General features: G+C 49.2%; 21 protein-coding genes and 2 tRNA genes. 6 read left to right on the top strand and 17 right to left on the bottom strand.

Features of this window, described 5'->3' with window-relative positions:
- Positions 1-6 precede the first annotated feature (6 nt).
- From HRM2_RS10165 to hemL, 5 genes are read right to left on the bottom strand one after another with little or no spacing between them, the layout of a single operon-like run.
- Entirely contained in the window at positions 7-1,407 is a 1,401-nt protein-coding gene (locus HRM2_RS10165) for a DEAD/DEAH box helicase (protein ID WP_015903928.1), read from the bottom strand.
- Between the two features lie 22 nt (positions 1,408-1,429).
- On the bottom strand, positions 1,430-1,861 hold the full coding sequence (locus HRM2_RS10160) for a bacteriohemerythrin (protein WP_015903927.1): 432 nt from the start codon (positions 1,859-1,861) through the stop codon (positions 1,430-1,432).
- A gap of 21 nt (positions 1,862-1,882) precedes the next feature.
- Positions 1,883-2,074, bottom strand: a complete 192-nt coding sequence (locus HRM2_RS10155; RefSeq protein ID WP_015903926.1) for a hypothetical protein — start codon at positions 2,072-2,074, stop codon at positions 1,883-1,885.
- Between the two features lie 2 nt (positions 2,075-2,076).
- The gene (gene mpl / locus HRM2_RS10150; protein ID WP_015903925.1) at positions 2,077-3,495 is read right to left on the bottom strand and encodes a UDP-N-acetylmuramate:L-alanyl-gamma-D-glutamyl-meso-diaminopimelate ligase; all 1,419 of its coding nucleotides are present in this window, start codon (positions 3,493-3,495) and stop codon (positions 2,077-2,079) included.
- A gap of 1 nt (position 3,496) precedes the next feature.
- On the bottom strand, positions 3,497-4,783 hold the full coding sequence (hemL, locus tag HRM2_RS10145) for a glutamate-1-semialdehyde 2,1-aminomutase (protein ID WP_015903924.1): 1,287 nt from the start codon (positions 4,781-4,783) through the stop codon (positions 3,497-3,499).
- A gap of 153 nt (positions 4,784-4,936) precedes the next feature.
- Here hemL and HRM2_RS10140 point away from each other — a divergent pair.
- The 4 genes from HRM2_RS10140 (at position 4,937) to HRM2_RS10125 (ending at position 10,528) form a co-directional block, all read left to right on the top strand.
- Positions 4,937-5,012: transfer RNA gene (locus HRM2_RS10140), tRNA-Lys, on the top strand.
- Between the two features lie 282 nt (positions 5,013-5,294).
- The gene (locus HRM2_RS10135) at positions 5,295-6,782 is read left to right on the top strand and encodes a cyclic nucleotide-binding domain-containing protein (protein ID WP_015903923.1); all 1,488 of its coding nucleotides are present in this window, start codon (positions 5,295-5,297) and stop codon (positions 6,780-6,782) included.
- Positions 6,783-6,796: 14 nt separating this feature from the next.
- Positions 6,797-8,512 carry an HD domain-containing phosphohydrolase gene (locus HRM2_RS25160; protein ID WP_015903922.1) on the top strand — a complete coding sequence of 572 codons (1,716 nt, stop codon included), beginning with the start codon at positions 6,797-6,799 and terminating at the stop codon, positions 8,510-8,512.
- Between the two features lie 366 nt (positions 8,513-8,878).
- Positions 8,879-10,528 carry a long-chain-fatty-acid--CoA ligase gene (locus tag HRM2_RS10125; RefSeq protein ID WP_015903921.1) on the top strand — a complete coding sequence of 550 codons (1,650 nt, stop codon included), beginning with the start codon at positions 8,879-8,881 and terminating at the stop codon, positions 10,526-10,528.
- 114 nt (positions 10,529-10,642) lie between these two features.
- Here the strand turns inward: HRM2_RS10125 and HRM2_RS10120 are convergent.
- Positions 10,643-10,730: transfer RNA gene (locus tag HRM2_RS10120), tRNA-Leu, on the bottom strand.
- A gap of 223 nt (positions 10,731-10,953) precedes the next feature.
- Here HRM2_RS10120 and HRM2_RS10115 point away from each other — a divergent pair.
- The gene (locus HRM2_RS10115; protein ID WP_015903920.1) at positions 10,954-11,781 is read left to right on the top strand and encodes a YfiM family protein; all 828 of its coding nucleotides are present in this window, start codon (positions 10,954-10,956) and stop codon (positions 11,779-11,781) included.
- Here HRM2_RS10115 and HRM2_RS10110 read toward each other — a convergent pair.
- From HRM2_RS10110 to HRM2_RS10075, 8 genes are all read right to left on the bottom strand, one after another.
- Complete coding sequence (locus HRM2_RS10110; protein WP_015903919.1) at positions 11,753-13,060, bottom strand: (Fe-S)-binding protein; 1,308 nt, start codon at positions 13,058-13,060, stop codon at positions 11,753-11,755. The genes HRM2_RS10115 and HRM2_RS10110 overlap by 29 nt on opposite strands.
- 20 nt (positions 13,061-13,080) lie before the next feature.
- Positions 13,081-14,511: an FAD-binding oxidoreductase gene (locus HRM2_RS10105; RefSeq protein WP_015903918.1), complete on the bottom strand. Its 1,431-nt coding sequence runs from the start codon at positions 14,509-14,511 to the stop codon at positions 13,081-13,083.
- 65 nt (positions 14,512-14,576) lie between these two features.
- A complete protein-coding gene (locus HRM2_RS10100) occupies positions 14,577-15,257 on the bottom strand; it encodes an amino acid ABC transporter permease (RefSeq protein ID WP_015903917.1) in 681 nt (226 codons plus the stop codon).
- The gene (locus HRM2_RS10095; protein WP_015903916.1) at positions 15,254-16,003 is read right to left on the bottom strand and encodes an amino acid ABC transporter ATP-binding protein; all 750 of its coding nucleotides are present in this window, start codon (positions 16,001-16,003) and stop codon (positions 15,254-15,256) included. The genes HRM2_RS10100 and HRM2_RS10095 overlap by 4 nt, the downstream gene beginning before the upstream one ends.
- Positions 16,004-16,062: 59 nt before the next feature.
- Positions 16,063-16,704, bottom strand: coding sequence for an amino acid ABC transporter permease (locus HRM2_RS10090; RefSeq protein WP_015903915.1), 642 nt, complete (start codon positions 16,702-16,704; stop codon positions 16,063-16,065).
- A 10-nt stretch (positions 16,705-16,714) separates the two neighbouring features.
- On the bottom strand, positions 16,715-17,467 hold the full coding sequence (locus HRM2_RS10085; RefSeq protein ID WP_015903914.1) for an ABC transporter substrate-binding protein: 753 nt from the start codon (positions 17,465-17,467) through the stop codon (positions 16,715-16,717).
- A gap of 74 nt (positions 17,468-17,541) precedes the next feature.
- Complete coding sequence (gene hisC / locus HRM2_RS10080; RefSeq protein WP_148214598.1) at positions 17,542-18,666, bottom strand: histidinol-phosphate transaminase; 1,125 nt, start codon at positions 18,664-18,666, stop codon at positions 17,542-17,544.
- A gap of 368 nt (positions 18,667-19,034) precedes the next feature.
- A complete protein-coding gene (locus HRM2_RS10075) occupies positions 19,035-20,309 on the bottom strand; it encodes a nickel pincer cofactor-dependent isomerase, group 22 (RefSeq protein ID WP_015903912.1) in 1,275 nt (424 codons plus the stop codon).
- Between the two features lie 118 nt (positions 20,310-20,427).
- Here HRM2_RS10075 and HRM2_RS10070 point away from each other — a divergent pair, with 118 nt between their 5' ends.
- Positions 20,428-21,378, top strand: coding sequence for a DMT family transporter (locus HRM2_RS10070; RefSeq protein WP_015903911.1), 951 nt, complete (start codon positions 20,428-20,430; stop codon positions 21,376-21,378).
- Between the two features lie 181 nt (positions 21,379-21,559).
- Here HRM2_RS10070 and HRM2_RS10065 read toward each other — a convergent pair whose 3' ends face one another.
- The 3 genes from HRM2_RS10065 to HRM2_RS10055 are packed head-to-tail and all read right to left on the bottom strand — an operon-like array spanning position 21,560 to position 25,700.
- On the bottom strand, positions 21,560-22,522 hold the full coding sequence (locus HRM2_RS10065) for a 2-hydroxyacid dehydrogenase (protein ID WP_232364245.1): 963 nt from the start codon (positions 22,520-22,522) through the stop codon (positions 21,560-21,562).
- 48 nt (positions 22,523-22,570) lie between these two features.
- Positions 22,571-24,886: a tetratricopeptide repeat protein gene (locus HRM2_RS10060; RefSeq protein ID WP_041273192.1), complete on the bottom strand. Its 2,316-nt coding sequence runs from the start codon at positions 24,884-24,886 to the stop codon at positions 22,571-22,573.
- Positions 24,876-25,700, bottom strand: coding sequence for a hypothetical protein (locus HRM2_RS10055; protein WP_148214597.1), 825 nt, complete (start codon positions 25,698-25,700; stop codon positions 24,876-24,878). The genes HRM2_RS10060 and HRM2_RS10055 overlap by 11 nt, the downstream gene beginning before the upstream one ends.
- Between the last annotated feature and the right edge of the window lie 126 nt (positions 25,701-25,826).

Raw genomic sequence — 25,826 nt, 5'->3', positions numbered from 1 at the left:
CGAACCTCATTCAATGGAATGCTGTTCAACAATTCCCTGCTGCCGATAGGTATAAAACCTTGACGTGGCCGATGCCTTGAACACCGGATTATTAACGTCAACAAAATCAACAATGGTTGCCTTGGTTTTTTCCTTTGACGGACGAAGTATTCTGCCCACATACTGAATAACCCGACCAGGGAACTTGACAGGCGTTGTCAGATAAAGGGTGGTCAGCCCGGGAAGATCAAACCCCTCACCAATGAGCTGACCTGTGGCGATAAGAACCGTAATCTTGCCCTGGTAAAGGGCCCTCATGATTTGGGTCCTTTGCTTTGAAGTCTTATCCCCGGTCAGGACGGCAGATCTGATCTGTCCTGTGGTTTCAAGCAGTTGTCCCAACATCTCACAATGTTCCCTGCGATCGGACAGTACAAGATCAATCCCATTACCCGTCCGGCTTAGCACAGTATCACAGATGAGTCTGTTTCTATGGGGATCCCTTGTCAGGGCAGAAAGGGCCTGGGAATAGTTGCTTGATGCGTCAATGTCTGTATTGAACCCGGTCTTCACCCAGACCACTTCGGCCTCACAAAGACTTTTATCTTCAAGAAGATCCTTTTTATCTATCTGCCCTGTAATCTCTCCAATATGCCAGAAAATAGCCTTTGAAAGCCTGTCCCGCCGCCATGGGGTTGCCGTAAGACCGAGCATGTACCTGCAGTCAAACTGCTTTATGGTCTCAATATACTGCATGGCCGGAACCCTGTGGCATTCATCCAGGATAAGAAAGCCCGTCCGGGGCACCAGGTCATCCGTTCGCCGTACAAGGCTCTGGATCGTTGCAATGGTGACCTCGTTGCCGATCATGAATTTACCATTGCCGATGATACCGATCCTGGCCCGTGGAATGTGCAGAAAAGTTTCAATCCTGTCAAGCCACTGGTTGAGCAACTCCCGGGTGTGTACAACAATCAGGGCAGGCTGTTTACGATGGGCAATCAGCCAGAGGGCCACCACGGTTTTTCCGCCTCCGGTCGGGATGTGAGAGACCCCGAAATCCCTTTCCAAAAGATCTTTAACAGCTGAAAGCTGATGAAAGCGCAGCTTGCCGTAAAAGGAAATCTCCCGGGAAGGCAGTGTTCTTCTTTTGTCCTTAATATCAAGGCTTAACCCGGCATCCCTGACAAGGGCCTCTAACTCGTATAGAAACCCCCTTGGCATTGCTACGCTCCCATCGTCATTTTCCCTGTAAAAAAAAAGATCCCGGGCAATGTGAGCAGTGTTTCTACCCTGTTTGTCAGCATCGGCATATTTGGGATTGGGCATGGTCAGGAGGGCGGTCACCCGGTCTCTAAACCCCGTATCCATGCCGCACAGGGTCAAGGCGCTATTTACAATCAACTCCATGGGGTCCTTTGACGCCATCAAAGAGATTTTCCTTTAACTTCTATTTTTTTAAATCTTTGAGATAGGCCGTTGTCCTCAAAAAAGGAACATACATCAGATCGCTTGTGATGATGTGATCGACCAGCCAGTTTCGCATCTGCCGGATCACTTCATAGTTCAGGTTGTCCTTATCCTCTGTGACCTGACGGCGCAGACTGATGGTGTTTTTAATGAACTTTCGATGTTCCTTTGCATGGGTATCAATCTCCGGATAACCCGCTTTCCTGAGGTACTCCTCTTCTTTGCTGAAAAAATAACGGCTGTATTCGTTTATCTCTGCAACCATATTTGAACACTCTTTGGCGTCCTTATTCTTCAGTTTCAAGTCGATCAAAACATTCAAAAGCGCAAACATTTTTTTCTGAAGCTCATCTATCTCAGGGATATCAACGCTGAGTTTCTCATCCCACTCTATTTTATCTAACTTTTCCATAGGGTTCTCCTGTTCGTCGAATTAATCATCATTATTTTTGCAAAGAAAAAGGGTTAAAATCAGCGCGATCGAAATCATCACAGCAACGGCAACGGTCATTTTCAACCCGCTATCCCCAAACCGTGGATAAACCACAAAGGGAACAAACCACAGGTAAAGAAAAATGTGAAGAGCCCCTATGCCCACGAACCTCAGGACAACTCTTTTTTTCATTGTCAAAGTCGCTCCAGAAGCCTGTTGTGAATATTATCAAACCCGCCATTTGACATAATAAGCATTAAATCACCCGTAACACCCATTTTAACAAGAAAATCCACAAGGGTGTCGGTATCGTCAAACAGCAAGGCCTGTGTACCCCGTTCACAAATATCTGCAACCAGTTTTTCAGGAGAAAGCCTTTCTTCAACGGGGATTTTTCCCATGGCAGAAGGTCGGCAAATACAGACCAGGTCAGCGTCGTCAAAGGCCTGTGGATAAATGGTTTGAAAAACCTTACGCATGCTTGAATTGGTTCTGGGTTCGAACACGGCAATAATCCGGCCCTGGGTGTAAAACGGACGGACGGCCCGCAGGGTTTCCCTGACAGCCGTCGGGTGATGGGCAAAATCATCCATAACGGTGATACCACGTTTAACCCCCCTCACCTCCTGGCGTCTTTTAACACCTGAAAAGCTGACAAGGGCCCGGGCCAGCACATCAACAGGAATGTTGATCTGTCGTGCAACAGCAATCACGGCAAGGGCATTCATCACATTGTGATCTCCCATGAGGGGGATGGCAAACCGAAGAATCTTTCCCTCTGGGTCCTTGATTCTGAAAACGCTCGTTCCTTGCTCAACCTTAAGGTCAATACACTGCCACTCGCCTGGGCCATGGCCATAGCGCTGGATCCGGTTATTTGCATGGGCAAGAATCTCCTTGAGGTTCATGTCGTCCCCCCAGGCAATGGTCATGCTTTCAGGTAAAAGCCCCTTGACAAAGGCGGCGAAGATCTGCCTGACATGGTCCAGGTCCCTGAAGATATCTGCATGGTCAAACTCAACCCCGGTCATAATGGTAAAACAGGGGGCATAATGCATGAATTTCGGTCCCTTATCAAAAAAGGCTGTATCATATTCATCCCCCTCGATAACGATATAATCACCCCCACCAATTCGGTAATTACTGTTGAAATCAGTCACGATTCCACCGATCATGAACGAAGGGTCAAGCCCTGCCTGATTCAGGACATGGGCCATGAGGGACGAGGTGGTGGTTTTGCCGTGGGTGCCGGTCACAAGGATGATCTTTTTATCTTTGGCAACAAAATAATTCAATGCCTGGGGCATGGAGCAAAACGCAATTCCCCTCTCCATTGCAGCAACAGCCTCTGGATTGGATCTGAAAACCGCATTTCCCACAATCACAAGATCGGTTTCCGGGTCAAGGTTGGCCCCATCAAACCCCTTTAAAAGGGTCACCCCCTTTGCCTCAAGGAAATCACTCATGGGCGGATAAACATTATGGTCCGAACCTGTCACCTCATATCCCAGATCTTTGAGCATGCAGGCAAGTGCCCCCATGCCCGTACCACAGGCGGCGATCATGTGAATCTTTCTTACCGTTGCCGGGATAAAATTATTTTCAAGCCCCATATCAGACAAGACCTGCCATGACATCGGCAGCAGCAGCTATTGTTGCATCGATTTCATCGTTGGTGTGGGCAGCAGAGACAAACAGCGCCTCAAACTGGGACGGAGCAAGATAGATCCCCCTATCACGCATCCCCGTGTAAAATTTTGAGAAATTCACAAGGTCACTTGTTTTGGCCTCATCAAAATTGGTGACCGTTGCCCGGGTGAAAAACATGCCTGCCATGGACCCGACATGGCTTGCGGTGAAATCAATCCCAGCCTTTTCAGCAGCCGTCCGCAAACCTGTCACAAGCCGCTCTGTTTTGGCATCCAGGGACTCGTAGAAGCCTGTTTTCTTAAGCGCTTCCAGGGTTGCAATTCCTGCGGCCATGGCCAATGGGTTGCCGGAAAGCGTGCCTGCCTGGTAAACAGGTCCCGCAGGAGCAATTTGGTCCATGATTTCCCGGCGACCGCCATAGGCGCCTACCGGAAGACCGCCACCGATGATCTTTCCAAAACAGGTCAGGTCCGGTGTGATTCCAAACAATCCCTGGCCAGACCCTTTGGCCACCCTGAACCCTGTCATCACCTCATCAAAAATCAGCAACGCACCATGCTTTGTACAAAGCGTTCGAAGGGTTTCATGGAACCCCTTGACCGGTGGTACCATTCCCATATTTCCGGCAACCGGTTCCACAATAATTGCGGCAACCCGATCTCCCTTTTCCGCCATGACACGCTTGACCGCTTCACCATCGTTATAGGTAATGCTGAGGGTATGGGCACTCACAGACTCTGGAATTCCAGGACTTCCGGGTATATTGAGGGTTGCAACACCAGAACCTGCCGCAACAAGCAGCGTGTCGGCATGGCCATGGTAACCTCCGTCAAACTTAATGATGATATCCCGGCCCGTGTACCCCCTGGCAAGCCTTACAGCACTCATGGTGGCCTCGGTTCCAGAGTTGACCATTCTTACTTTTTCAACCGATGGAACAGCCTCAACAACAAGCTGGGATAGCCTGGTTTCAAGAGCCGTTGGTGCACCAAAGCTGGTTCCAGAAGCCAACGCCTCGATCAAAGCCTTGACAACATCAGGATGTCGGTGGCCAAGGATCATCGGTCCCCAGGAACCCACGTAATCAATATAGACATTGCCGTCGGCATCAATTATTTTACTGCCCTCGGCCTTTTGGATAAACAAAGGGCTTCCCCCCACTGACCCGCATGCCCTGACAGGTGAATTAACGCCGCCGGGAATAAACTTGGCAGCCTCTTTGAAGAGCGCTTCAGACCTGGTTGTTTCCATGGTATTTTGTCCTTAAAGTATAGTTTATAAACGTTAAAACAACCCTTATATTTACCAAACAGCCGATTTCAGGTCAATCTGTTTATTTTTTTTAAAAAAGATTTGACAGATGAAACTTTTGCTGGTAGTTTCGCCTTGTTTCTTGCTTCGGCAGGGCCGTTAGCTCAATTGGTAGAGCAACTGACTCTTAATCAGTAGGTCCGCGGTTCGATCCCGCGACGGCCCACCATTTAACAACAAGGCTCCCAGTGATTTTCACTGGGGGCCTTTTTTGTTTCTGTGTAAGACGCCTACCTGGGCACCCCAATTATATAGTATTGGCAACACCATAAGGTTTGTGATAATTAGCGAAATCAGCTTATTTGTTACGCCTTAATCATCTGCGATCCTTGAGATGTAGGGACAACTTGATTATAGCGTAACCTTGAGTCGTACAATCGTCAAAGCCTCAGCACTCTGACCTGGCCCTGATAGCCAGTTCTTTTTAACGGAATAAAAAAGAGGGGGGATAATGAGTTCTTTTTCACAGCCTCAAAAAAAGATGATCATAAAAGAAATTTTGCCCTATTCAAATTTGATAACCCTGGAAAAAGGAGAGGCACTTAAAATCAGGGACGAGTCTTCCCACGATTTATATTATATCGATTCAGGGAAAATGGATATTTCATATACACTGGATGGTACAAAAGTAATCGTTGCCGTGCTGGGGGAACAAGAGTTTTTTGGGGAAATTGGTTTTTTTGACGGGGTCTCCCGGGTAAGAAATATCACCGCCACAAAAAACACTCTGATAAAGGTTTTTTCCAGGGACCTGGTCACAAAAATGCAGCAGGAAAACTCAGACCTCTATGGCCGCTTTATCACCTTTCTTGCTGCAGCAGTGTGTAAAAAATTTCGCCGGATACTGGGAGAGACGGAACCCTTAAAAGCCTATGCCACCTCCCTTTCAACCGGGGCACAACAGTTTGTAGAATCACAGCCATTGCCCCCTGATTTTTTTAATATACAAGAGGGCAGGCACAGCAACTTACTTGTCGAAGAACTCAAAGCCAAGCTGTTCAATATCTCTCTACGGCTGCAAAAGGATGAATCAGACCAGATACCTGATGAGACCCTGTCTGAATTTAACTCAGTTATGGATACATTCTTTGATGCACTGGCCATTTTTAACACATCGTTGAAAACCTCTAAATATGAAAAACAGGTATGGGGCTACCTGTTTAAAGAAACTTTTCCATATTTCATGCGAGGGGCACTTGCGGAAAGAGCATATTTCAAACCCAATGGGTATGCAGGTGATTTCCAAATGATTGAAATGATGTACCGGAATAAACCCTGTGGGGATGGAAAAATCGGGAAATTAGTAGATGCCTGGCTGTTAAATCGTCCGCCTTGTGCAGCTGTTCGCGGTCGCAGACACTTTTTGGCCCAGAAGCTACTGGAATTCAGTGAGCAATATTTCTCAAACCTGGAAAAAATAAATATAATGAACCTTGCCTGCGGGCCCAGCAGAGAGCTGTTTGATTTCATCAAATCGTTTGACCGAAATGAAAGAATCAATGCCTTCTGTCTGGACATCGATCCTGAGGCATTACGTTATACCGACGAGCTGTCAAAAGAATTTAAGCACCAGGCATCCATCAATCTTTTAAAGGACAACCTGATCAAATGGGCATTGGGAACTTCTACCCAGACAATCGAACCGCAGAATATTATATATTCCGGTGGATTGTTTGACTACCTGAATGATGACCTTTTTTTGATGCTGGTCAATCGCTGCTATGAAAACTTAAACCCAGGTGGTATATTAATGGTCGGCAATTTCAGGGACAATCCCGACAGACTCTTTATGGATCACCTGCTTGAATGGCAACTGATCTATAGAGAAGCCGAGGATCTGTCCGTACTTTTTGAAAAAAGCCTGTTCAAACGAAAAGCTGAAATAATGGCTGAAGATAAAGTTGGCATACAATTATTTGCGGTGGTTTTCAAAGATTAATACCTGGGAAATGAATGACACCTGAGCACCAAGGAGATTTTGAACAGGAAATACAGCGACTGTTCCATAAAAGGTTGTATCTGCTTTTCTGGGTAGCTATTGTTTTTTTTCCACTTTTTTCGGTTCTTGATTATGTTGTGGTCAAAAATCATTTTCGGCTGTTTTTCACCATACGGATCGCTACCGCCCTGTTTTTTTTAATACTGGTTGGTATACTGTCCACACCAAAGTGGAAAAGATATCCTTTCCCTATTGCCGTCACAGGGTTGATCTTCAGTGGAGCCGCTATCTCCATTATGGTTGTTAAAACCGGCGGGTATGTTTCCTTTTATTATGTCGGCATGATATGCCTTTTGGTTGCTTTTACATCCATCCTGCCCTTAAACCTATATCAATCCATTGGTTCCTGTGTACTGATGAACCTGACCTATATTATACCTGTATTGATATTTGGTCAGTCTGGACCTGGGGATGGCCTGATATTTTTCAATAACAACTTTTTCTTTATCTTCTTTATGGCCGTCAGTGTTGTGAAAAGTTATAAAGATTATGAGTCCCGGCGAGAAGAGTTCCGTCTTCGAAAAGACCTGAATTACTATGCCGGTAACCTTGAACTGGAAGTCCAGCGGAGGATAAAAAAGCAGGAAGAATCTGAACTCAAATACAAGGAATTGTATGAGAACATCATGGACAGTCTTGTTGTCATGGATACAAGCGGCAAGGTCCTTATTGCGAACCCCAAATTTTACCAGCTTATTGGAGAAAAAAAGCAGACCAAACAAGGCCTTAGTTTTTTAGATTTTGTCCACCCGGCGGACCTGCAAAATGTCCGGGATGTATTGCTCAGTAAACTGCCCATCCAGACAGAAATAAAACAATTCCATTTCAGAATAATAAACAATGAAAATCATATTTTCGATATTGAATGCAGCGCGAAAAAATTACAAAAAAAAGATGGAATTATTGGATTTCAGCTTGTTTTAAGAGATGTGACTGTCAGAAAAAAATTGGAAAAAGATCTGATCGGCTCTTTTAAAACCCTTAAAAACACCAGGGCTGCAACAATCATGGGGCTGGCAAAATTGACCGAGTACCGGGATCATGAAACCGGAAACCACTTAGAAAGAATCCAGAAATATGCCAGGCTGTTAGCAGAAGAATTGAGTAAAAAGCCTGATTTTCAAAACGATATAAGCCCAAAATACGTAGAGGATATCACCCTGTCTTCCATTCTCCATGATATCGGGAAAGTCGGTATCCCGGATTCAATTCTTCTTAAACCCGGAAGGCTGACCTCTGACGAATTTGAAATTATAAAACAGCATTGCCGATACGGAGGGGATGCCCTTAAAACGGTTGAGACCAAGATTGATGGAGAATCCTTTCTTACCCTTGGCCGGGAAATCGCCTATTTTCATCATGAAAAATGGGACGGCACAGGCTATCCCAGCGGAAAGAAAAACTTGCAAATCCCTTTGTCAGCAAGAATAATCTCTGTGTGCGATGTCTATGACGCATTAACTTCGAAACGTATTTATAAAGAAGCATACTCCCACGACACTGCTGTTCAAATCATACAAAAAAAGAAGGGTAAACATTTTGATCCAAGGGTAATCGATGTTTTTATCGAAAAAGCCCATAAGTTTGACCGGATCAGAAAACAAGTTAACCTGTTTCCGACCCATAAACCAGCTACCAAAAGTATAAAGTCCTGGGCAAAAAATTCTTGATTTCCCATCTTGAAATCCCGAATGGGAATAAAATGGCTACTGTTGCAAACAAATCCGTAATCAAGGAATCCATGTCAAAATAGGCAGTTAATTTCTCTCCAGGTCCTGTCCAATACTCCATGATTGTCGACACATGGACAGGACCACTTCATCTATGAACGTGTTAAAAATATCATTGTTCTCACTTATGATCATTGCTTGACAAACAGACTGCTCTTCAAGTATAAAAAAGAACGATCGTTCGTTTTTTATGTGTTGTCCTGGGTGTTGTTTTAATTTCCGAGCCCCTTACCATCGGAACCCCCGGGAAACGTTTACAACGCACCGGCCCGATGGCCCGAAGCGCAACCCAAGGAGGCAGTTTCCATGAACACCCGACATTACCCGTCCTGGCCCAAAAGGCTTCCCAAAACCCTGATCTGTCCTGAGGTTCCTTTGTATGATTATCTCGAGGTCTCGGCCAGACGCTACCCTGACCACACGGCCATCAATTACTATGGTAACAAAATTTCCTATGCCCAGCTCTGGTCGGAATCCTGCTGCCTGGCCGGAGCCCTTGTTGCCATGGGGGTAAAAAAAGGGGACCGGGTGGCCATATACATGCAGAACTCTCCCCAGTTCATCATCTCCTTTTTCGGCATTCTCAGGGCCAATGCCGTGGTGGTCCCCCTGAATCCCATGCTCATGTCCCGGGAACTGGCCATTCTTTTAGGTGATTGCGGTGCCCGGGTGGTCCTGGCAGGCCAGGAACTATGTCCCCAGATCAACGAGGTTCGGGATCTTTTGGACCTGTCCCAGGTGATTGCTGTATCCTATGGGGACTACCTTCCCCAGGAACCCTGCCTGCCAGTCCCGGATTTCATGACCCAGACATTGAACCTTGGGGAAGGCATGGTCAGCTGGCAAAAAATTATGGCAAACCCATCTGCGCCACCTGCCCCGGATATTTCCCCGGACAATGTCTGCCTCATACCGTACACGGCAGGTTCCACGGGCATTCCCAAGGGCTGCATGCACACCCACAAAACAGTGGGTGCCAACACAATCAGTTCCTTTCACTGGATGAACTTCACGGCCTCCACGGTTTCACTATGTGTGCTGCCCCTCTTCCATGTCACAGGTCTGATCAACTCGCTGCTTGCACCGATGTTTGGCGGAGGCACCCTGGTGCTCCTGACCCGATGGGACCGGACCGCGGCCCTGGATGCCATTGAAACCCTGGGGTGCAATTGTGTGGTGGCCATCTCCACCATGATTGTGGACCTTCTGGCTGCACCGGATGTAAACAGCCGTGATCTGAGTTCCCTAGGGGCCGTGGCCGGGGGCGGTGCTCCCCTTCCCGCCGCAGTGGGCGAAAAACTCAAGGCCCTCACCGGACTGACCTATGTCGAAGGTTACGGCATGACCGAAACCATCTCCCAGACCCATTTTAATCCGCCGGACCGGGCAAAACTCGGCAGCATCGGAGTACCTGATTTTGGTGTGGATGCGCGGATTATCGATGTTGACGACAACGGGGAACTTCCCCCGGGAAAGGAAGGTGAACTGATCATCAACGGACCCGAAGTGTTCAAGGGATACTGGAACAAACCCCGTGAGACAGAAGAGTCTTTTCTGGAACTTGACGGCAAACAATTTTTCCGCACCGGAGATATCTGCCGCATGGACGAGGAGGGCTATTTTTTCATCGTGGATCGATGCAAGCGAATGATCAATGCTGCCGGGTTCAAGGTATGGCCCGCAGAGGTGGAAAGCCTTCTCTATGGCCATCCAGATGTCCTGGAGGCATGCGTGGTCGGGGTTCCGGATCCGGTGCGTGTTGAAAACGTCAAGGCCTTTATCGTTCCCCAAAAGGGCCGGAAAAAGACCATCTCCACCCAGGAGATCATGGCCTGGGCAAAGGAGAGGATGTCCGCCTATAAATATCCCCGCATCATTGACTTTGTTGATTCACTGCCCAAGAGCGGGGCAGGCAAGATCCTCTGGAGAGAATTGCAGGAAAAAGAACAGCGATAACAGGTCGTTGTTGCTGAAGATAATGGGGCCGCTTGCATTGTGATACCAGCAATACCCCAGGGAATCCAAAAAATCAAAGGGCTCAGCCAAATCCGGCTGAGCCCTTATGTTCAATGGTGCCTGGGACGAGAATCGAACTCGTACAGAGATAATCTCCGAGGGATTTTAAGTCCCTTGTGTCTACCTATTCCACCACCCAGGCAAAACTGTATCTTAATATAGTATCTCCAAAGAATTTGCAAGGAGAAATCCAGTTGACTTTTATCATTCCACCTGAATCAATTTTGATATTTTTTTCGTTAATTGTTTCGTGCATTGATTCTTTGGATGCAATATGATTATATTCAAAAGGTTGCTGGCGTAAAAAAAATAGGGCCTGCGAAAATCAAGCGGTCTCCATTGTTTCAAATTTACGTGGAGGAGCAATGCAATATTACGATCCCCCCGCCACACAAAAAACATTCCTCTGGGTTGTTCTTTTTATACTATTTGTTCCACCACCTGATCTGTCAGGATTTGAAACAAATTTTTCAAAGGAAGAGAAAGTCATCATTTCCAATGGACTGGGACTGACCGCAATCACCACATGGGGCATTTTAAACTGGGATTATTTTAAAAACGATCCCCACAGGGCAGACGAAGGATGGTTTGAAGAAGATAGTAAGCATGGCGGAGCTGACAAGCTTGGCCACTTTTATTTTTCTTACACCTTCGCCCATCTCCTATCCGCATTCTATGAGAATAGCGGCTATAATACCAGACAAGGGGCCCTTTTAGGCTCTCTGTCTTCTTTTGCCATGGTTTCCTGGATGGAAATCGGAGACTCGTTCAGCAGCTACGGATTTTCCCATGAAGATTGCATCATGAATTTGATCGGTACCACAACCGCATATTTTTTCTATACCCGTCCAGAGTTATCAGAAAAAATCGATTTCAGGATTGAGTACCTGCCTGAATTTGATCAAGCCGATTTTACCACGGACTATGAGCACCAGCGAATGATTATGGCCGTTAAATTTAATGGATTTGACTTTGCCCGGAACAATCGCTTGAAATATTTAGAACTCCACCTGGGATATTACACACGGGGATACCCGGACAGAAAAGACAGGGAGCGATCAGTGTACCTGGGAATAGGCATGAACATACCCAGGCTTTTTAAACAATTCTCTATGCCAAGGGCAGCAAAACTGTTCAACTACGTTCAGATGCCCTGGACCTATGTCAAGATCGACAAGGATCTGAACAAATGAGTGCCTGCCAGAGGTAGTGCACGGTATGAGCGACCTCCATGTCGGGAATTGTCCGGGCCAACCCGTGGGTCAACTGCATGATGCAGGCTGGACAACCCGTTGCAAGCCTTGTCGGCACCTTGTCCATGGCGGCAATATTGTTCGTTTTTTTGTCCAGAATCTGCCGGGAGACGTCTGTATGGCTCAGCCCATAGGTGCCGCCAAGGCCGCAGCAACTACCGGCATCGGGCATTTCGGCATAATGGTCACAAACGGCCTTTAAAAGGGCCCTTGGCTGGGTTGTAACCCCCTGCCCCCGTCCCAGGTGACAGGGATCATGGTAGGTCAGGGTATGGGGTATTTTATGCTTTATCTTTGATTTTATCGTATCGATTCCGATCCAGTCTGCCAGGTACTGGCTGATGTCCATTGTGCGGCAGGACAGAGCTTTAGCCTGTTTTTCAAAGGGTGTTTGCAAAAGGATCCTTGGGTAGTGCTGTTTCAGCATCAACCCGCCGGATGAACAGATAGTGACGATGGGGTAGTCCATGAATTCTGAATCTGAAAGCACCTGAACATTATTGACAACAAGGGTTTCAAGGGATCTTAAATCCCCATGGGCCTGGACCGGCGCGCCGCAGCATCCCTGGTGTGACAGGACAATCACCCCCACGTCAAGGGCGTTGAGAAGTTCCACTGTTTTCCGGGGGATGTCATCAAAGATGTAATTGCCGGCACACCCCACAAACAACACCACCTTTTGCCGTTTGTCCGCCCCATAGACCCTGTCCTGACTGCCAATAAACGGTCGTTTGGCAAGGGGCGGCAGGGTTGGATAGTTCAGCCGGGCAAGTTTAAGGCGCAACCCGCTGTTTTCTGGAAGAGCGGCCGTGCAGACCGACTGGACAGCCCGGGCACCGGCAGCCCCCAGGTCTTGATATTTTCTGTCGGTTCCCAGGGCCTTGAACGCCAGGGCCTTTACTTTTGGAAGGCCTCGAAGAGAAGCCACATAGGCCCGGCTTTTGAGAACGACCTCGACCATGTCCACGTGGCCTGCACAATTTTCAACACAGGCCATGCACAGCAGGCAATTGTCAAACGATGACTGGACCCTGTCGGTCAGCTCAAGGTCTCCGTCTGCCAGGGCCTTGGCCAGGGCCAGGCGCCCCCTTGCAACACTTCGCTCAACCCCTTCAACACCATAAACTGGACAAACCATGCGGCACTCGCCACAGGCGGCACATTTCAAATATTCCCTGTTTATGGTTTCAATAAACGCTTGCTGGATTTTTTTTTTCATCTGTTTAAAGGACAATCCCTCTAATCCAACCCATAGGCTGAATTCCAAACTTTTTCTGGAAAGACTTTGCCTGGATTGAGCAGCCCCTTGGGATCGACCATTTGTTTGAGCTTCATTGCAAAGTTAAGGGTGGCGTCATCCAGGTTAAGCCCCAGATACTCTTTTTTGGCAGTGCCAATGCCGTGTTCTGCGGCAATCCTGCCACCCAGTTTCACCGTTTCAGAAAAGATCAGACCCTTGACCGTCCGGGCCCGTTCAGCGGTCAAGGGTGCCTCTTGTTCAGATGCGCTCAAATGGATATTACCGTCGGCATAATGGCCAAAACACAAAATCCGCAGATTCTCCTTTTGGGCCAGATCCTGGAGTTTTTCCAGCATCAGGGGAATGGATGCCGGGGGAACGGAAATATCTTCTTCCAGCCATTTGGGGCACAACCCCATGATGGCTCCGTGGATCGAGCGTCTTACCTGCCACAGGCTCTCACGTTCTTTGGCCGTCTGGGCCAGGCGGAAACTGAGCATGTTGGATTCTCTGCAAATATCAAGAATCGTCTGTGCATCCTTTTCCACAACCTGGGCTGATCCATCGACCTCGATCAACAGCATGGCTTTAGTTGACCCATGGATCTGATGTTCGCATCCGTGGAGCGGGTCCACGTCCAGGACCGCCTTTAAACAGGCTGCGTCGATGAACTCCAGGGTACAGGGAACAACCCCGCTTTTTAACACCTGTGGGACCACCCGGCCCGCATCCTGAATGCTGCCAAAACAGACGGCCAGGGTTTTAACAGTCTCAGGCAGGGTCACAAGTTTGACAATGGCCTGGGTAATGATACCAAAGGTGCCTTCTGACCCCACAAACAGCTCAGTCATGGAATAGCCTGCAACGTCCTTGATGCATTTGGAACCCAGCTTGATCAAATCGCCATTGGGCAACACGACCTCAAGTCCCAGCACATATTGTTTGGTGACCCCGTATTTTGCGGCCCGCATACCCCCTGCGTTTTCAGCGATATTGCCACCAATGGTGGAAAACGCCTGGCTTGCAGGGTCGGGCGGATAAAACAGCCCGGCCTTGGCCGCAGCTGCCTGGAGAAGGGCGGTTACCACCCCGGTTTCCACCACGGCACACAGGTTGTCGGTGTCAAGCTCGATGATTTTATTCATCCGTTCAAGCACCATGACAATGCCGCCGTGGGCCGGAACAGCACCCCCGGTAAGACCTGACCCTGCCCCCCTTGGCACTACAGGTATTCCATGTTCATGGGCATAGGCCATGACAGCGCACACCTGATCTGTACACAGGGGGAAAACCACGGCATCGGGCAATGCCCGCTGTTTACTTGCATCAAACGAATAGGTCCACAAATCTTCCAGGGAGAACAGACAATTATCCCTGCCCAAAAGAGCCGTCAGGTCACGCTCTAACTCTGTTTGCCGACATTGTTTCATCCCATGCCCCCATCCAGCTCCAGAACCGGTTCTATTTTATTCTTTATCATCTCTATTCTTTACCATCACCGGGCGTCCTGGCCAAAATCAAACCCGGGCACGGCAAGTCGTTGCTGCACAAAGTGAAGCCCCAGGCTCAAGGTACCCACCAGCACAAGGTAGATCAGCGCCACAAGAATGTAAGTCTGAATGGGGGCAAAATTCTGGCTGGATAAAATCTTGGCCCGACTCATGAGGTCCGGTACAGCAATGAGAAAAACAATGGCCGTGTATTTTACCATGGCAATAAATTCATTGGACCAGGCCGGTATCACAAGGCGCAATGCCTGGGGAAGGATAATATGCCGGATGCCCTGGAGTTTACTCATGCCGATCCCCCTTGCCGCCCTCATCTGACCCTTTGAAACGGCCTGAATGGCCCCACGGAAATATTCACACTGGTAGGCGGCACTGTTGCATCCAAGGGTAAGAAAGGCCGCTGTCATGCGGGAAAAAGAGATGCCCAGCTCGGGCAATCCATAGTAAACCACAAAGAGCTGTACCAAAAGGGGTGTTCCCCGGAAAAGGGTCAGGTAGGCCGAACAAAATGGCTGCAACAGCTTACCACCATAGACCCGCACAAGGGAGAGGGGCAGTCCGATAAGAATACCGATAAGCAGGGCACCGGCCGTAAGTTTCAGGGTAATCACGGTTCCCTGGAGCATTTCAGGCAGGGCCATGGCGGCATATGCCAAAAATTCGTTCATTGGGCTTGCCCTGGATTGATCAGCGACAAAAACGCCCGGGTTCGCTCGGAATCGGGATTGTTGAACAGCTGATCCGGGGTGCCCTGCTCTTCAATATGTCCATTTTCCATGAAGATCACCCGGTCCGCAACCTCCCTTGCAAACCCCATCTCATGGGAGACAATCACCATGGTCATGCCATCGGCTGCCAGCCGCTGCATCACGGTCAGCACCTCTCCCGTGAGTTCAGGGTCCAGGGCCGAGGTGGGCTCGTCAAACAGCATGACCTTGGGGTTCATGCCAAGGGCCCTGGCAATGCCCACCCGCTGTTTTTGCCCGCCGGACAGCTGGGCCGGGTATTTGTCCTGGTGGTCTGCCATGCCCACCCGGGCAAGCTCTTCCATGGCCTTTTGTCGAGCATCTCCAGCGGGAACGCCCAGCACCTTGACCATGCCGATGGCCACATTGTTGATCACGCTCAGGTGGTTGAACAGATTAAACTCCTGGAAAACCATTCCCATCTGCTGGCGGACCCTGTCCTCATCAACATTGGGGGCGGTAATCTCTTCTTCCTCCAGAAAAATCTGACCGGAATCGGGCCGGTGCAAGAGGTTGAGACACTGGAGCATGGTACTCTTGCCAGTACCGCTGCTGCCGATAACCACAATCACTTCTGAAGGGGCGACGTCAAAGCTGACGCCCTTGATCACCGCCATTTTACCAAAGGATTTGTGCAGATTTTTTATGCGTAGTACTGGTTTAATCATTGGTTGTTTGTTTCCGTTTTGTATTCCCCATCGATTTTTGGGAGGCAGTCCTGTATCTGTCAGAAGCTGACGGCAAACCGTTGTTCAATCGCCTCAAGCACCTTGCTCAACACAAGGGTCAAAAGGATGTAAAAAAGGGCAGCCGTGCCAAAAGCCAGCAACGGCTCCATGGTGCTGGCGCTTGCATACTGGGCCCTTCGCAAAAGCTCAGGCACCCCAATGACAAACACCAGGGACGAATCCTTTAACACCAGGGAGACTTCATTAATAAGTGAGGGGATGGCTATTCTCATGGCCTGGGGCATAATGATGCAACGAATGGCCTTGGCCCGGCCCATGCCGATGCCCCGGGCTGCCGTCATCTGACCCTGGGGCACGGATAAAATGGCCCCCCTGAAGATTTCCGTCTGGTAGGCGCCGCTTGCAAACCCAAGGGCCAGGGCCCCTGACATGAACGGTGAGAGATCAACGAATTCTGAAACGACAAAATAGAGAATAAAAATAATCACAACCACAGGGATTGCCCGCACCACAATGCTGTAGCTTGTGGCAATCGTCCTTGCGGTAACACCACCATACACCCTTAGAACAGCCATGATTGCACCGATGCAGCAACCCATGAAAAGCGCAATAAGAGTTACACACAGGGTAACCCCCAGGCCCGGCAGCAGAAACTGCATCATTTTAAAAAAAGATTCCATGGTTGGCAGGTTACAGCAGCTTATACTTGTCCATCAGTTTTTTCAATGATCCGTCCGCCTTGAGGGCTTCAATGGCCTTGTTGATTTCGGACAAAAGCGCGGTGTTGCCCTTGGTTACAGCAAGACTCTGGCCTGCAGAAACGGTTTCCGTTGTGATCAGGGCAATCTTGAGGCTGTTCTTCTCGGCAAGGGAAATGGCAGGATCAGCAATGATGTGCAGCACATCCACACGGCCAGCCTTGACGTCCATGGCTGCGTTGTCCACCCGTTCGTAGGAAAAATAATTCTCAGCGGCAAGCTTCCCTGTTTTGACCAGGTTATCCTGGATCCATTTCTCCTGGATCGTCCCGGTCTGAGAGGCGACCTTATATCCTGCAATGTCATAAACAGACTTAATCTGAATGTCGGAATCAGCCTTTACCAGGAGTGCGTCTTTGATGTCATGGTAGGTGATGGAAAAATCCACCTTTTTCCTGCGCTCATCACTTGCCTGCATGGCGGCAATGACCACATCAATTTTTTTGTTCTGCAATCCTGCGATCAGGGTATCAAACCCCATGTCAACAATCTTGACCTTTTTACCAATCTTGTCGCCAATGGCACGGACCAGATCCATATCAAAACCGACAAATGCCCCAGTGGCATCGGTGAACTCATAGGGCGGATAATCCGCCGAGGTTCCCACCACAATGGTATCACCTGCGTTGGCAACACTTGTCATGCACAGCCCCAGCATCAACAAAAAACCAAAAATCTGCTTCATTTTCAATCTCCTTTAAATTTTAGTTCAAGTAAAAGCAACAACACCCAAAGCCTGATGCCAAAACTCACCTTTCTTCAGGCCAGCACCCGGTCAAACGCCGCCAGGAACAACAGATTATCCTCCCTTGTTCCCAGGGACATTCTAAAATACTGGGACACCCCAAAGGCCGTTCCCGGACGGACAATCAACCCCTTGGGCAGCAGCAGCTTGAATATATCCTGCCCGTTTTTATTCAAATCTTCTGGAATTTTCACAAACAGAAAGTTTCCCTGGGATTCAGGCACTTCAAAGCCGCGCTTGCAAAGCTCGGTGCGCATGAACTCCCGCTCTTTGACCACAAGGGCTACATGGTTTGCCGCAAATGTCTGTTCATCAAGCATATATTCTGCGGCAACAAGGGCCTGGGTATTGACATTGAAGGGCAGCTTGACATTGTTCACAAGCTCAATAACCCCGGGATCTGCAACCAGGTATCCAATGCGGAACCCCGCCAGACCATAGGCCTTGGAAAAGGTTCTCAGGCCCATGACCCTGGGATCTTTGCCCAGGTAATCCTCGGTGCGTACTGCCTGGTCATCCGTGACAAACTCGGCATAGGCCTCGTCCAGAACCACGATAATATTTTGGGGAAGCCGGGCCAGAAAGGCGTCCAACTCACGCTTTTTCAGGATATCCCCCGTGGGGTTTGACGGAGAGCAGAGCCAGACAAGCTTGACCCCGCTGTTTTTGTCACACGCCTCGAGCACGGCATCCAGATCAATCCGATAATTATTAAGGGGTAGACAGATTTCAGTTGCGCCCATGAGCCGTGTGGCCACACTGTAGGCATCAAAAATAGGCGTTGGAATAATGGCCGTGTCTCCGTGGTTTAAAAAGATCTGGGCGATCAGCCGAATTCCCTCTTCCGCACCATTGGCAAAGATCAGATTCTCTTCCCCAACCCCGAGCTTAATTGCCGTCTTTGCCCGCAAACGACGGCACAGGGCATCAGGATAGCGGTTGCCCGTGGTCACGGCCTTTGCAAGGGCCTGACCAAGCCCCGAAGGCAGATCAAACGGGCATTCATTGGATGAAAGCTTGATCACCTTGCCAAGTCCATAGGCCTCCTGAACCTCTAAAATGGGTTTACCCGGAATATAGGGAAGCATGTCTGCGACATTTTCCCTGGCAAGGTCTTTAAAATCAAATAATTGTTCCATGGCCACCATTTTTACAACCCCTTAAATTTTTACAGTTTTCCACCAGCATCAAAGATAAAGAGTTAAATATACACTTATTTGGGAGGTGATGTCCACAATATTTTATATGACCCACATGTCCTGGCAGACACAACGAAACTTGAACCTTGAACCTTCAACAGCAGAGGCGACCGGGAGGAGATTTTGCCCGTAGCGGATTAAACGGCAGCGGTCAGCATGGACGCTGAAGGAGCTGCCGTTTCCCTCGGAGCAGCCCAGGACGGGCTGCGAGACTGAGCGAAGGGCAAAACCTCCTTTCGGTCGCCGGAATGATACGAATTTCGTATACCCCCATGGCCGAAGCATGGTATCTGATCAGGCCGTGCCATTTATACCAGGTTACCGGAGGCATCAAAGGCCAGGGGAGAGGATTCAGAGGTTATGGTTATATCTGGATTGTTGACCAGGCCGACAAGACACCCCTCTGAAACCCTCATATGATCAAGGTGAAGCGTGTTTTGAATATGAACGATGCGCACATCTTCAGGGGTATAAGGGCCAATGGTCATCAGGGCTGCAACAACCGCCTCTTTTTCCGTGGCCAGGGTCATGGGTATCCGGCAGTCTTCAGGGCAGGAAGCAGTGATGGCATTGATGGCAGTGGCCTGCATGTCAATCATTTCAACAAGCCTGGGTGTGGTGACATGGACCATGCCAAGACCCGAGGCATTCCCCTTTGTGGCCCGGGTAAGGCTTCTGGCAAAAATGCGTGTGATTTTCGGCCAGGGTCGGTTGGCACTCCACACACAACTGCCCCTGCCGCCCACCACGTTGGGGTCCATGCCCGCACCACTGATATCCTTTCCCATTTCATCCACGATCAAAAGATCAATCTCATCCAGAGGAAGCCGGGGTAACAGGCTGCGTGCCTTTTTCAGCAAATCTATTTCCATCGCTTCGATCTTTGCCGGAATCGCCATCTGAATGTCACAGGTCTGGTGGTCCTGATTTTCCACCAGGGCCACACCAAACAAAAATTTTGTTTTTGTCAAAAGCCTGCGACCGGCCGTAATGATCATATCGTAAAAATCTCTTCCAACGGCTGTCTGGTGATAAAAATCAGCCCCCTTCTGGTTACCAAGTCCGATGACGAGCATTTTAATAATCCCGCTCTCAACGGGTCCGGTAAAATCCGTGTGGGGCTTTACCCGGTTGATCAGCACAATGCCGTCGGCCCCGTGGGCCAGCCGGTCTATATACAGGGGAATTCCATCCGCCTCACCCATTGACACCACATCCATGGTCACCTCCACAGGGGCACCGACACTTTCCCTGGTGATGCCCAGCTGGGCAAGCACTGCCACCTGGCCCTGGGCCGTTGCCCCTCCGTGGGAACCCATGGCCGAGGTGATAAAGGGCCGGGCACCGGCATCCTTTAACTTTGCCACAACAGCCCGGACAATTTCAGGCAGGTTTGACAACCCGCGACTGCCCACACCCACGGCTATCCGGGCCCCAGGTGCCAGGGCAAGGGTCCCTTTTATCCGTTGCCACTGCCCGTCCACAGCCCGTGTCACATCAATGCCAGGGGGAACGTCAAACCCCTGGCGAATCTGGTACATGCCGGGAAACTTAATCCCTTTCGGAACCGGTATCTTAACCACTGTTTCTCCCCATAAATCTTTATATGCACACTTGAAAACAACCGCTTTTACTGATAGATATGCAGAAACGATAACCCCTGGAACAAGGAGAAGGCAATGAAATTAATTGTCATGGCAAATGGTGAGGAGGTTGACCGTTAGCCAGCCCATGGTCGAGCAGACCTCCCTGCCACCAGTAACGGCAATATACACCGCCTTTCTCTGCGTCCTGTTTGGCGCCAATGCCGTTGCCATCAAAATCAGCCTGGTGGGACTTGGTATCTATACCACGGCCGCCCTGAGGTTCTCTATAGCGACCCTTGTCATCTGGGCATGGGCCTTTTCGACCCAAAAGCCCCTGAAAATAACAGCCATTCAATTCTTAAAGCTGGTTCCCTCCGGCGTCATCTTTTTCTGCCAGCTCGCTCTCTTTTACACAGGACTGAGCAAGACAACCGCCTCCCACGGCACCCTGATCTCCAACGCCCTTCCCTTTATTATCATGGTGCTTGCCCATTTTTTTATTCCAGGCGAGACCATTACCTGGAAAAAAACAACCGGGCTTCTCATTGGTTTCATCGGTGTTGTTGTCCTGTTTTCCGATAAGGTGACCCTGACAGGGCATGGGCTGGAAGGCGATATGATCGTGCTTGCGGCTGTTCTGTTCTGGGGTTGCAACGCGGTTTATGTCAAACGAATCATCCACGATTTCCATCCCGTACAGATCACACTTTACCCCATGGCAATTGCCCTGCCCTTGCTCATTATCGGCAGTTTATTCGTCGACAATGAAAGGGTTCGATTCCTCAACCCGGACATCATCAGCGCAATGGTGTATCAAGCACTTGTAACGGCAAGTTTTGCCTTTATCGCCTGGAACACCCTGGTAAAACGCTACGGCACAACCCTGCTCCACTCGTTTGTTTTTATCATGCCCCTTTCCGGCGTATTTTTCGGCGTCCTCCTGCTCAATGAACCGCTCACGGCAAACCTGATGGTTTCAATCGCCCTTGTTACAACAGGCCTTATCGTGGTCAACAAAAACGGAATAAAACGCCCGGTGGAACAGCCTGCAAAACAGGAGGGTTAATTAGTGGCTGACCGGAAACCTGTGTTTGGGCGGTTCGAAGAGGAGCTGTGCTCACAAAATTGCCCATATGCAAGGCGCAAAAAATTCTGAAACCGGAGCGTACTACTGTACGTGAGGCCAATCTTATAATTTGGCAGGATTTTGCAGCAACGCCGCAGATGGGTGATTTTTCGTTCAAACACTAGTTGAACACCCCGGGGTTCACCAGATGTGTCACTGAACCCTTAGTGTAAAATTCAATAATATTTTCTGCCGCAAGCCGTGACATGGCATCCCTTGCCTCCATGGTGGCCGATCCCACATGGGGCAGCACGCAAACCGTATCCATGGACAAGAGTGGATTGTCCGCTGCCATGGGTTCAGGGTCTGTAACATCAAGCCCTGCACCCCAGATCTCTTTTGCAACAAGGGCCTCAATCAAATCCAACTCCTGGTGAATCGCCCCCCTTGCCGTATTGATAAAAATAGCGGTGGATTTCATCCGTTCAAAGGCGGTTCGGTCAAAGAGGTGGCGGGTGTCATCGCTCAACACAGAGTGGACAGACAAAACATCGCTTTGGGCCAGTAACTCGTCAAAGCTCACCCATACGGCGCCAAGTTGTTTTTCCGCGGTCCGGTTCCGATTACGGCTGTGGTAGATCACGGACATGCCATAGGCGTTTTTGCACCGTTGGGCCATTTTTTCCCCAATGCGGCCAAGACCGAAGATACCCAGGGTTTTTCCCGTCAACTCCATGCCAAGATTTGCCTTTGGCTCAAAATAGCCCCATTCCCCCTTAAGAATGGTTTTATGAAGAAAAAACATTTTCCTTGCCGTTGCAATCATCAGCCCGAAAGCAATGTCAGCCGTTGCCTCGCTCATGACATCCGGGGTGTTTGCCACGGGAATGCCAAGGCGTGTGGCCGTATCCACATCGATATTGTCAAACCCCACGGCAAACTGGGAAATCAGCTCCAAATGACGGCAATGTTCGAGGAACGCCCTGTTGATCCCATCGCCAACCGTGCACAAGATTACCTGGTGCCCCGTTGAACGTTCAACAAGCTCTGTAAAAGCCATGGGCCGGTCGCTTGATCGAAGGGTCAGATCAAACCCCGCCAGTTCGAGCAATTTTAAGCCGACCTCTGGAAATTTTCGTGTCACCAATATCTTTTTTTTCTTATTTATTTTTGTTTTATCCATAATTTTCCTCTAATTTTGCCACTGGGGTTGAAGCATCTCTTCGCTCTGCATGGCATCCTGGGTTTCCTGAAAAGGCGATTTTTCCAGTTCAAAGGTATCAAATTTAAATTTATCACCCATTGTTGACACGGCATGGGGCACTTTGACCGCTGTTTGGCTGCTTATACGGGAAAGGATTTCGTTGATCTGATTGAGATCTGCCTCCCCAAGCGCTGTTTTAGCGGCTTTTTTCAATTTTTCAACGGCCTCAGAAAGTTTGCCCTGGCCGTAGAGGGTCATGCCGTGGTGGTACAGGACAACGCCATTTTTCGGATCCTTTTCTTCAACCGAGGCAAGAAGCCCGGCAGCCTGGGAAAAGGCTCCTTTTTTGTAGTATGCCCAAGCAAGGGTATCGGAAATGGCCGGATCACCCGGACTTAGTTCATAGGCCTTTCGGGCAAAATCCAGGGCAAGGTTCAGGTCAGACTCGGTTTCAAGATAAAGCCAGGCAAGGTTGCCAAGGATGGCAGGAGAATCGGGCAGTTTCTTTTCAGCCCGCTCCATCACAGCCAGGGCTTCCAGGGGTTTATCGGTTTTAAGATAGATACCAGCCAGACCTGTCCAGGCGTCTACAAAACATGGAATCGTTGAGGTACAAGCCTCCAGAGTGGAAATAGCATCCAATATCCTGCCCTGGGAGATATAAAGATCAGCAAGGCCTACATGAACCTCCCCAAGGGGCTTTCCAGGCAGAATTGCCCTTTTAAAATGATCTTCTGCCGTTGCAAACCGTTTGGCCCTGACATCCACCAGGGCAGCAACATAATGGTAATAGGGATTGTCACGGTTTTTATCCAAAAGGCGGGCCATTAAACCATCGGCCGCCTTTAGATCGCCCTGACCCATTAAAAGGGAGGCATAGCGATGGATCACATCAACAAGCCTGGGATTTTTGTCAAGGACCTTTGTGTAACACGCAATGGCCAGGGACTTCATGTTCATGGCCTCGGCGGTTATGCCAAGCAAATAAAGGGATGCCGGGTCTTCAGGGCGAATTAAAAGGGCCGAGGTAAATGCAACCCTGGCCTTTTCATAGGATTCAAGGGCCAAAAGGTTTAAACCTGTCAATCGATGGGCCCGGCAGTTTTCAGGCGCTTTTTCCTTTAGGCGGTTCAAGTAGTCAAGACCCAGGGAATATTTCCCTTTTTTATACAGGATCGACGCCATCAACAGCAGGGCCTGGGGCTGATCAGGATAGAAATAAAGAGCGTCTTCAAGGCTGTTTTCACCCAGCTGATTCTGGCCCCCCATGAGATAGGCAACACTTAACAGATAATGGGCCCAGAAAAATCCCGGTGAAAGATCAACCGCCGACTTAAAATGGGTGGCAGCATACACATAGTTACCCTTAAAAAGCCAGTACTTGCCCTGGAGCATTTCAAAATCAGGATCAGGCTTCTGGAGAAGTTGTCCCATGTCGCTGATAACTTGTTCGGCATTATTCAATTTGTTCAAAGAGATGTAAATGTCCCCAACCATTTTCTTAAAATAGAGGTTGGCCGGATCATCCGCAACAAGGGCGGCAAAAACAGTCTCTGCCCGTTCAAGGGCATGGGTGGAGCGATAAAACCGGGCCAGCCGAACTTTGAGATCAAGGTCCTTGGGTTCCTTTTTGAGCGCCTCGACCAAACACGCCTCGGCATCTTCATCCCTGCCCGACACAAAAAAATAATCCGCCATCTGGACAAGGACCCGGGGGCTTTGCATCCCAGTCTTGTCAGCAATGGCAAAAAGGGTATCGGCCTCCTGACGCTTTCCAAGCATCACAAGACAGGTGGCAAGCTTTATCAAGGAACGGGGGGAACCGTTGGACAGGTCCACGGCATTGCGGTAAAACTTCTCTGCTTGTTCCATATGATTGCCCAGAACAGCCATATCCCCGAGAAGAATCTCCACCTCAGGATTGAAGGGCACCTTGGTTTTCAACAGGGCGCATCGGTTTTCAGCAGAGGCAAACTCACCATTTAAAAGGCTTAGCCGAACCAGTTCAAAATGAATATCAACAGCCCCTAGGTCCAACTCAACGGCCCGTTCAAAGGTTTTTTCTGCCCGATCAAACTTTGCCAGCCGCAAATATGCATTGCCGATTTTCCCCATGATTATGGGGTCGTTTGACCCCTGACCCAGGGCCTTTTCCCATTCAACAATGGCCTGTTTGTAATCCCTTTGGGCAAAGTAGAGATCCCCAGTTTGCTCAAAGGATGAGGTTATGGTTTGTCTGAGCAAAAAAAACCAGGCCAGAAACAAAACCGCCGCTAATAGGAAAAAAACCTTTTTATTTGCCATGGCGAACCTGCAGGGAAAGAAGGTAACCAAAGAGAAATAGAAATGTCCCATAAAGGACAGCCTCCAACCGGTGGGTGAGACAGTAGGAAGAGGCATTCAGAAAAAGGGCAAATATCCAGGGCAGATCCTTTGTATTAGAAGCAGATCCCAGGGGGACCACTCCCTGGGTGGTTGGTGTACTGTTATGGTTCTCCCCTGGGGGGGAGGCATTGGGTGGAATGCTTTTTGAAGAACCTTTACCCCCTGCAGGCACACCGCCTGTGGTAAAACCAAGGGGAGGTAAATTCACAAGGGCCGATTGCGATTTATTCAGTGCATGCCCCTCAAAAAAAATTCCACCCAGCCGCGTGTCAAGCCTTTTTTTTTGGTCATCCAGACTATTCCCCCCACCCTTCCCAGGGGGTGGCCTTGGGGAATCCAGGTAGGGAATGGAAACGCTTTTCAACAACGCATCAGCCCTTTTCTGAAGGGCGTTGTACTCATCAATCAAAAGCTTGAGTCTCATATTGGCAACCATGAGCCGATCAAGGGCCTCCATGGATGAGACAGGCGTCTTCACCAGAAGGGTCAGGGGGATATCCAGATTGATGGTATCAACGGGAACAAAAAAAGGGTTGGGGGGGACGACAACCCCTTCAGATCCAGCTGCAATACCATCATACACGGCAAGGCTGCCCGATGATTCCAAGGAATTAAAATCGGTTCTCGTGGAAAATGGCCGACACTCCCGGCCCCCATCAAACCACGCTCCAGCAGTTCCCGGCAGAACTATAAAAAAAACCAGAATCATGGTACAAAACGGTTTAAGCGTCACAATATTGAATCTTTTTTCTAATTTGTTTTTTGTTTGACAAAAATATCAGTAACACATAATAAAAGTGATAAACGATAGTTATCATTTTTACAAAAAAAAACAAAGCATTTCATAAATTGTTGACTT

Source organism: Desulforapulum autotrophicum HRM2, from assembly GCF_000020365.1.
Lineage (GTDB): Bacteria > Desulfobacterota > Desulfobacteria > Desulfobacterales > Desulfobacteraceae > Desulforapulum > Desulforapulum autotrophicum.
The sequence above is the reverse complement of the archived record's forward strand: the minus strand, read 5'-3'. Positions and strand labels throughout refer to the sequence as shown.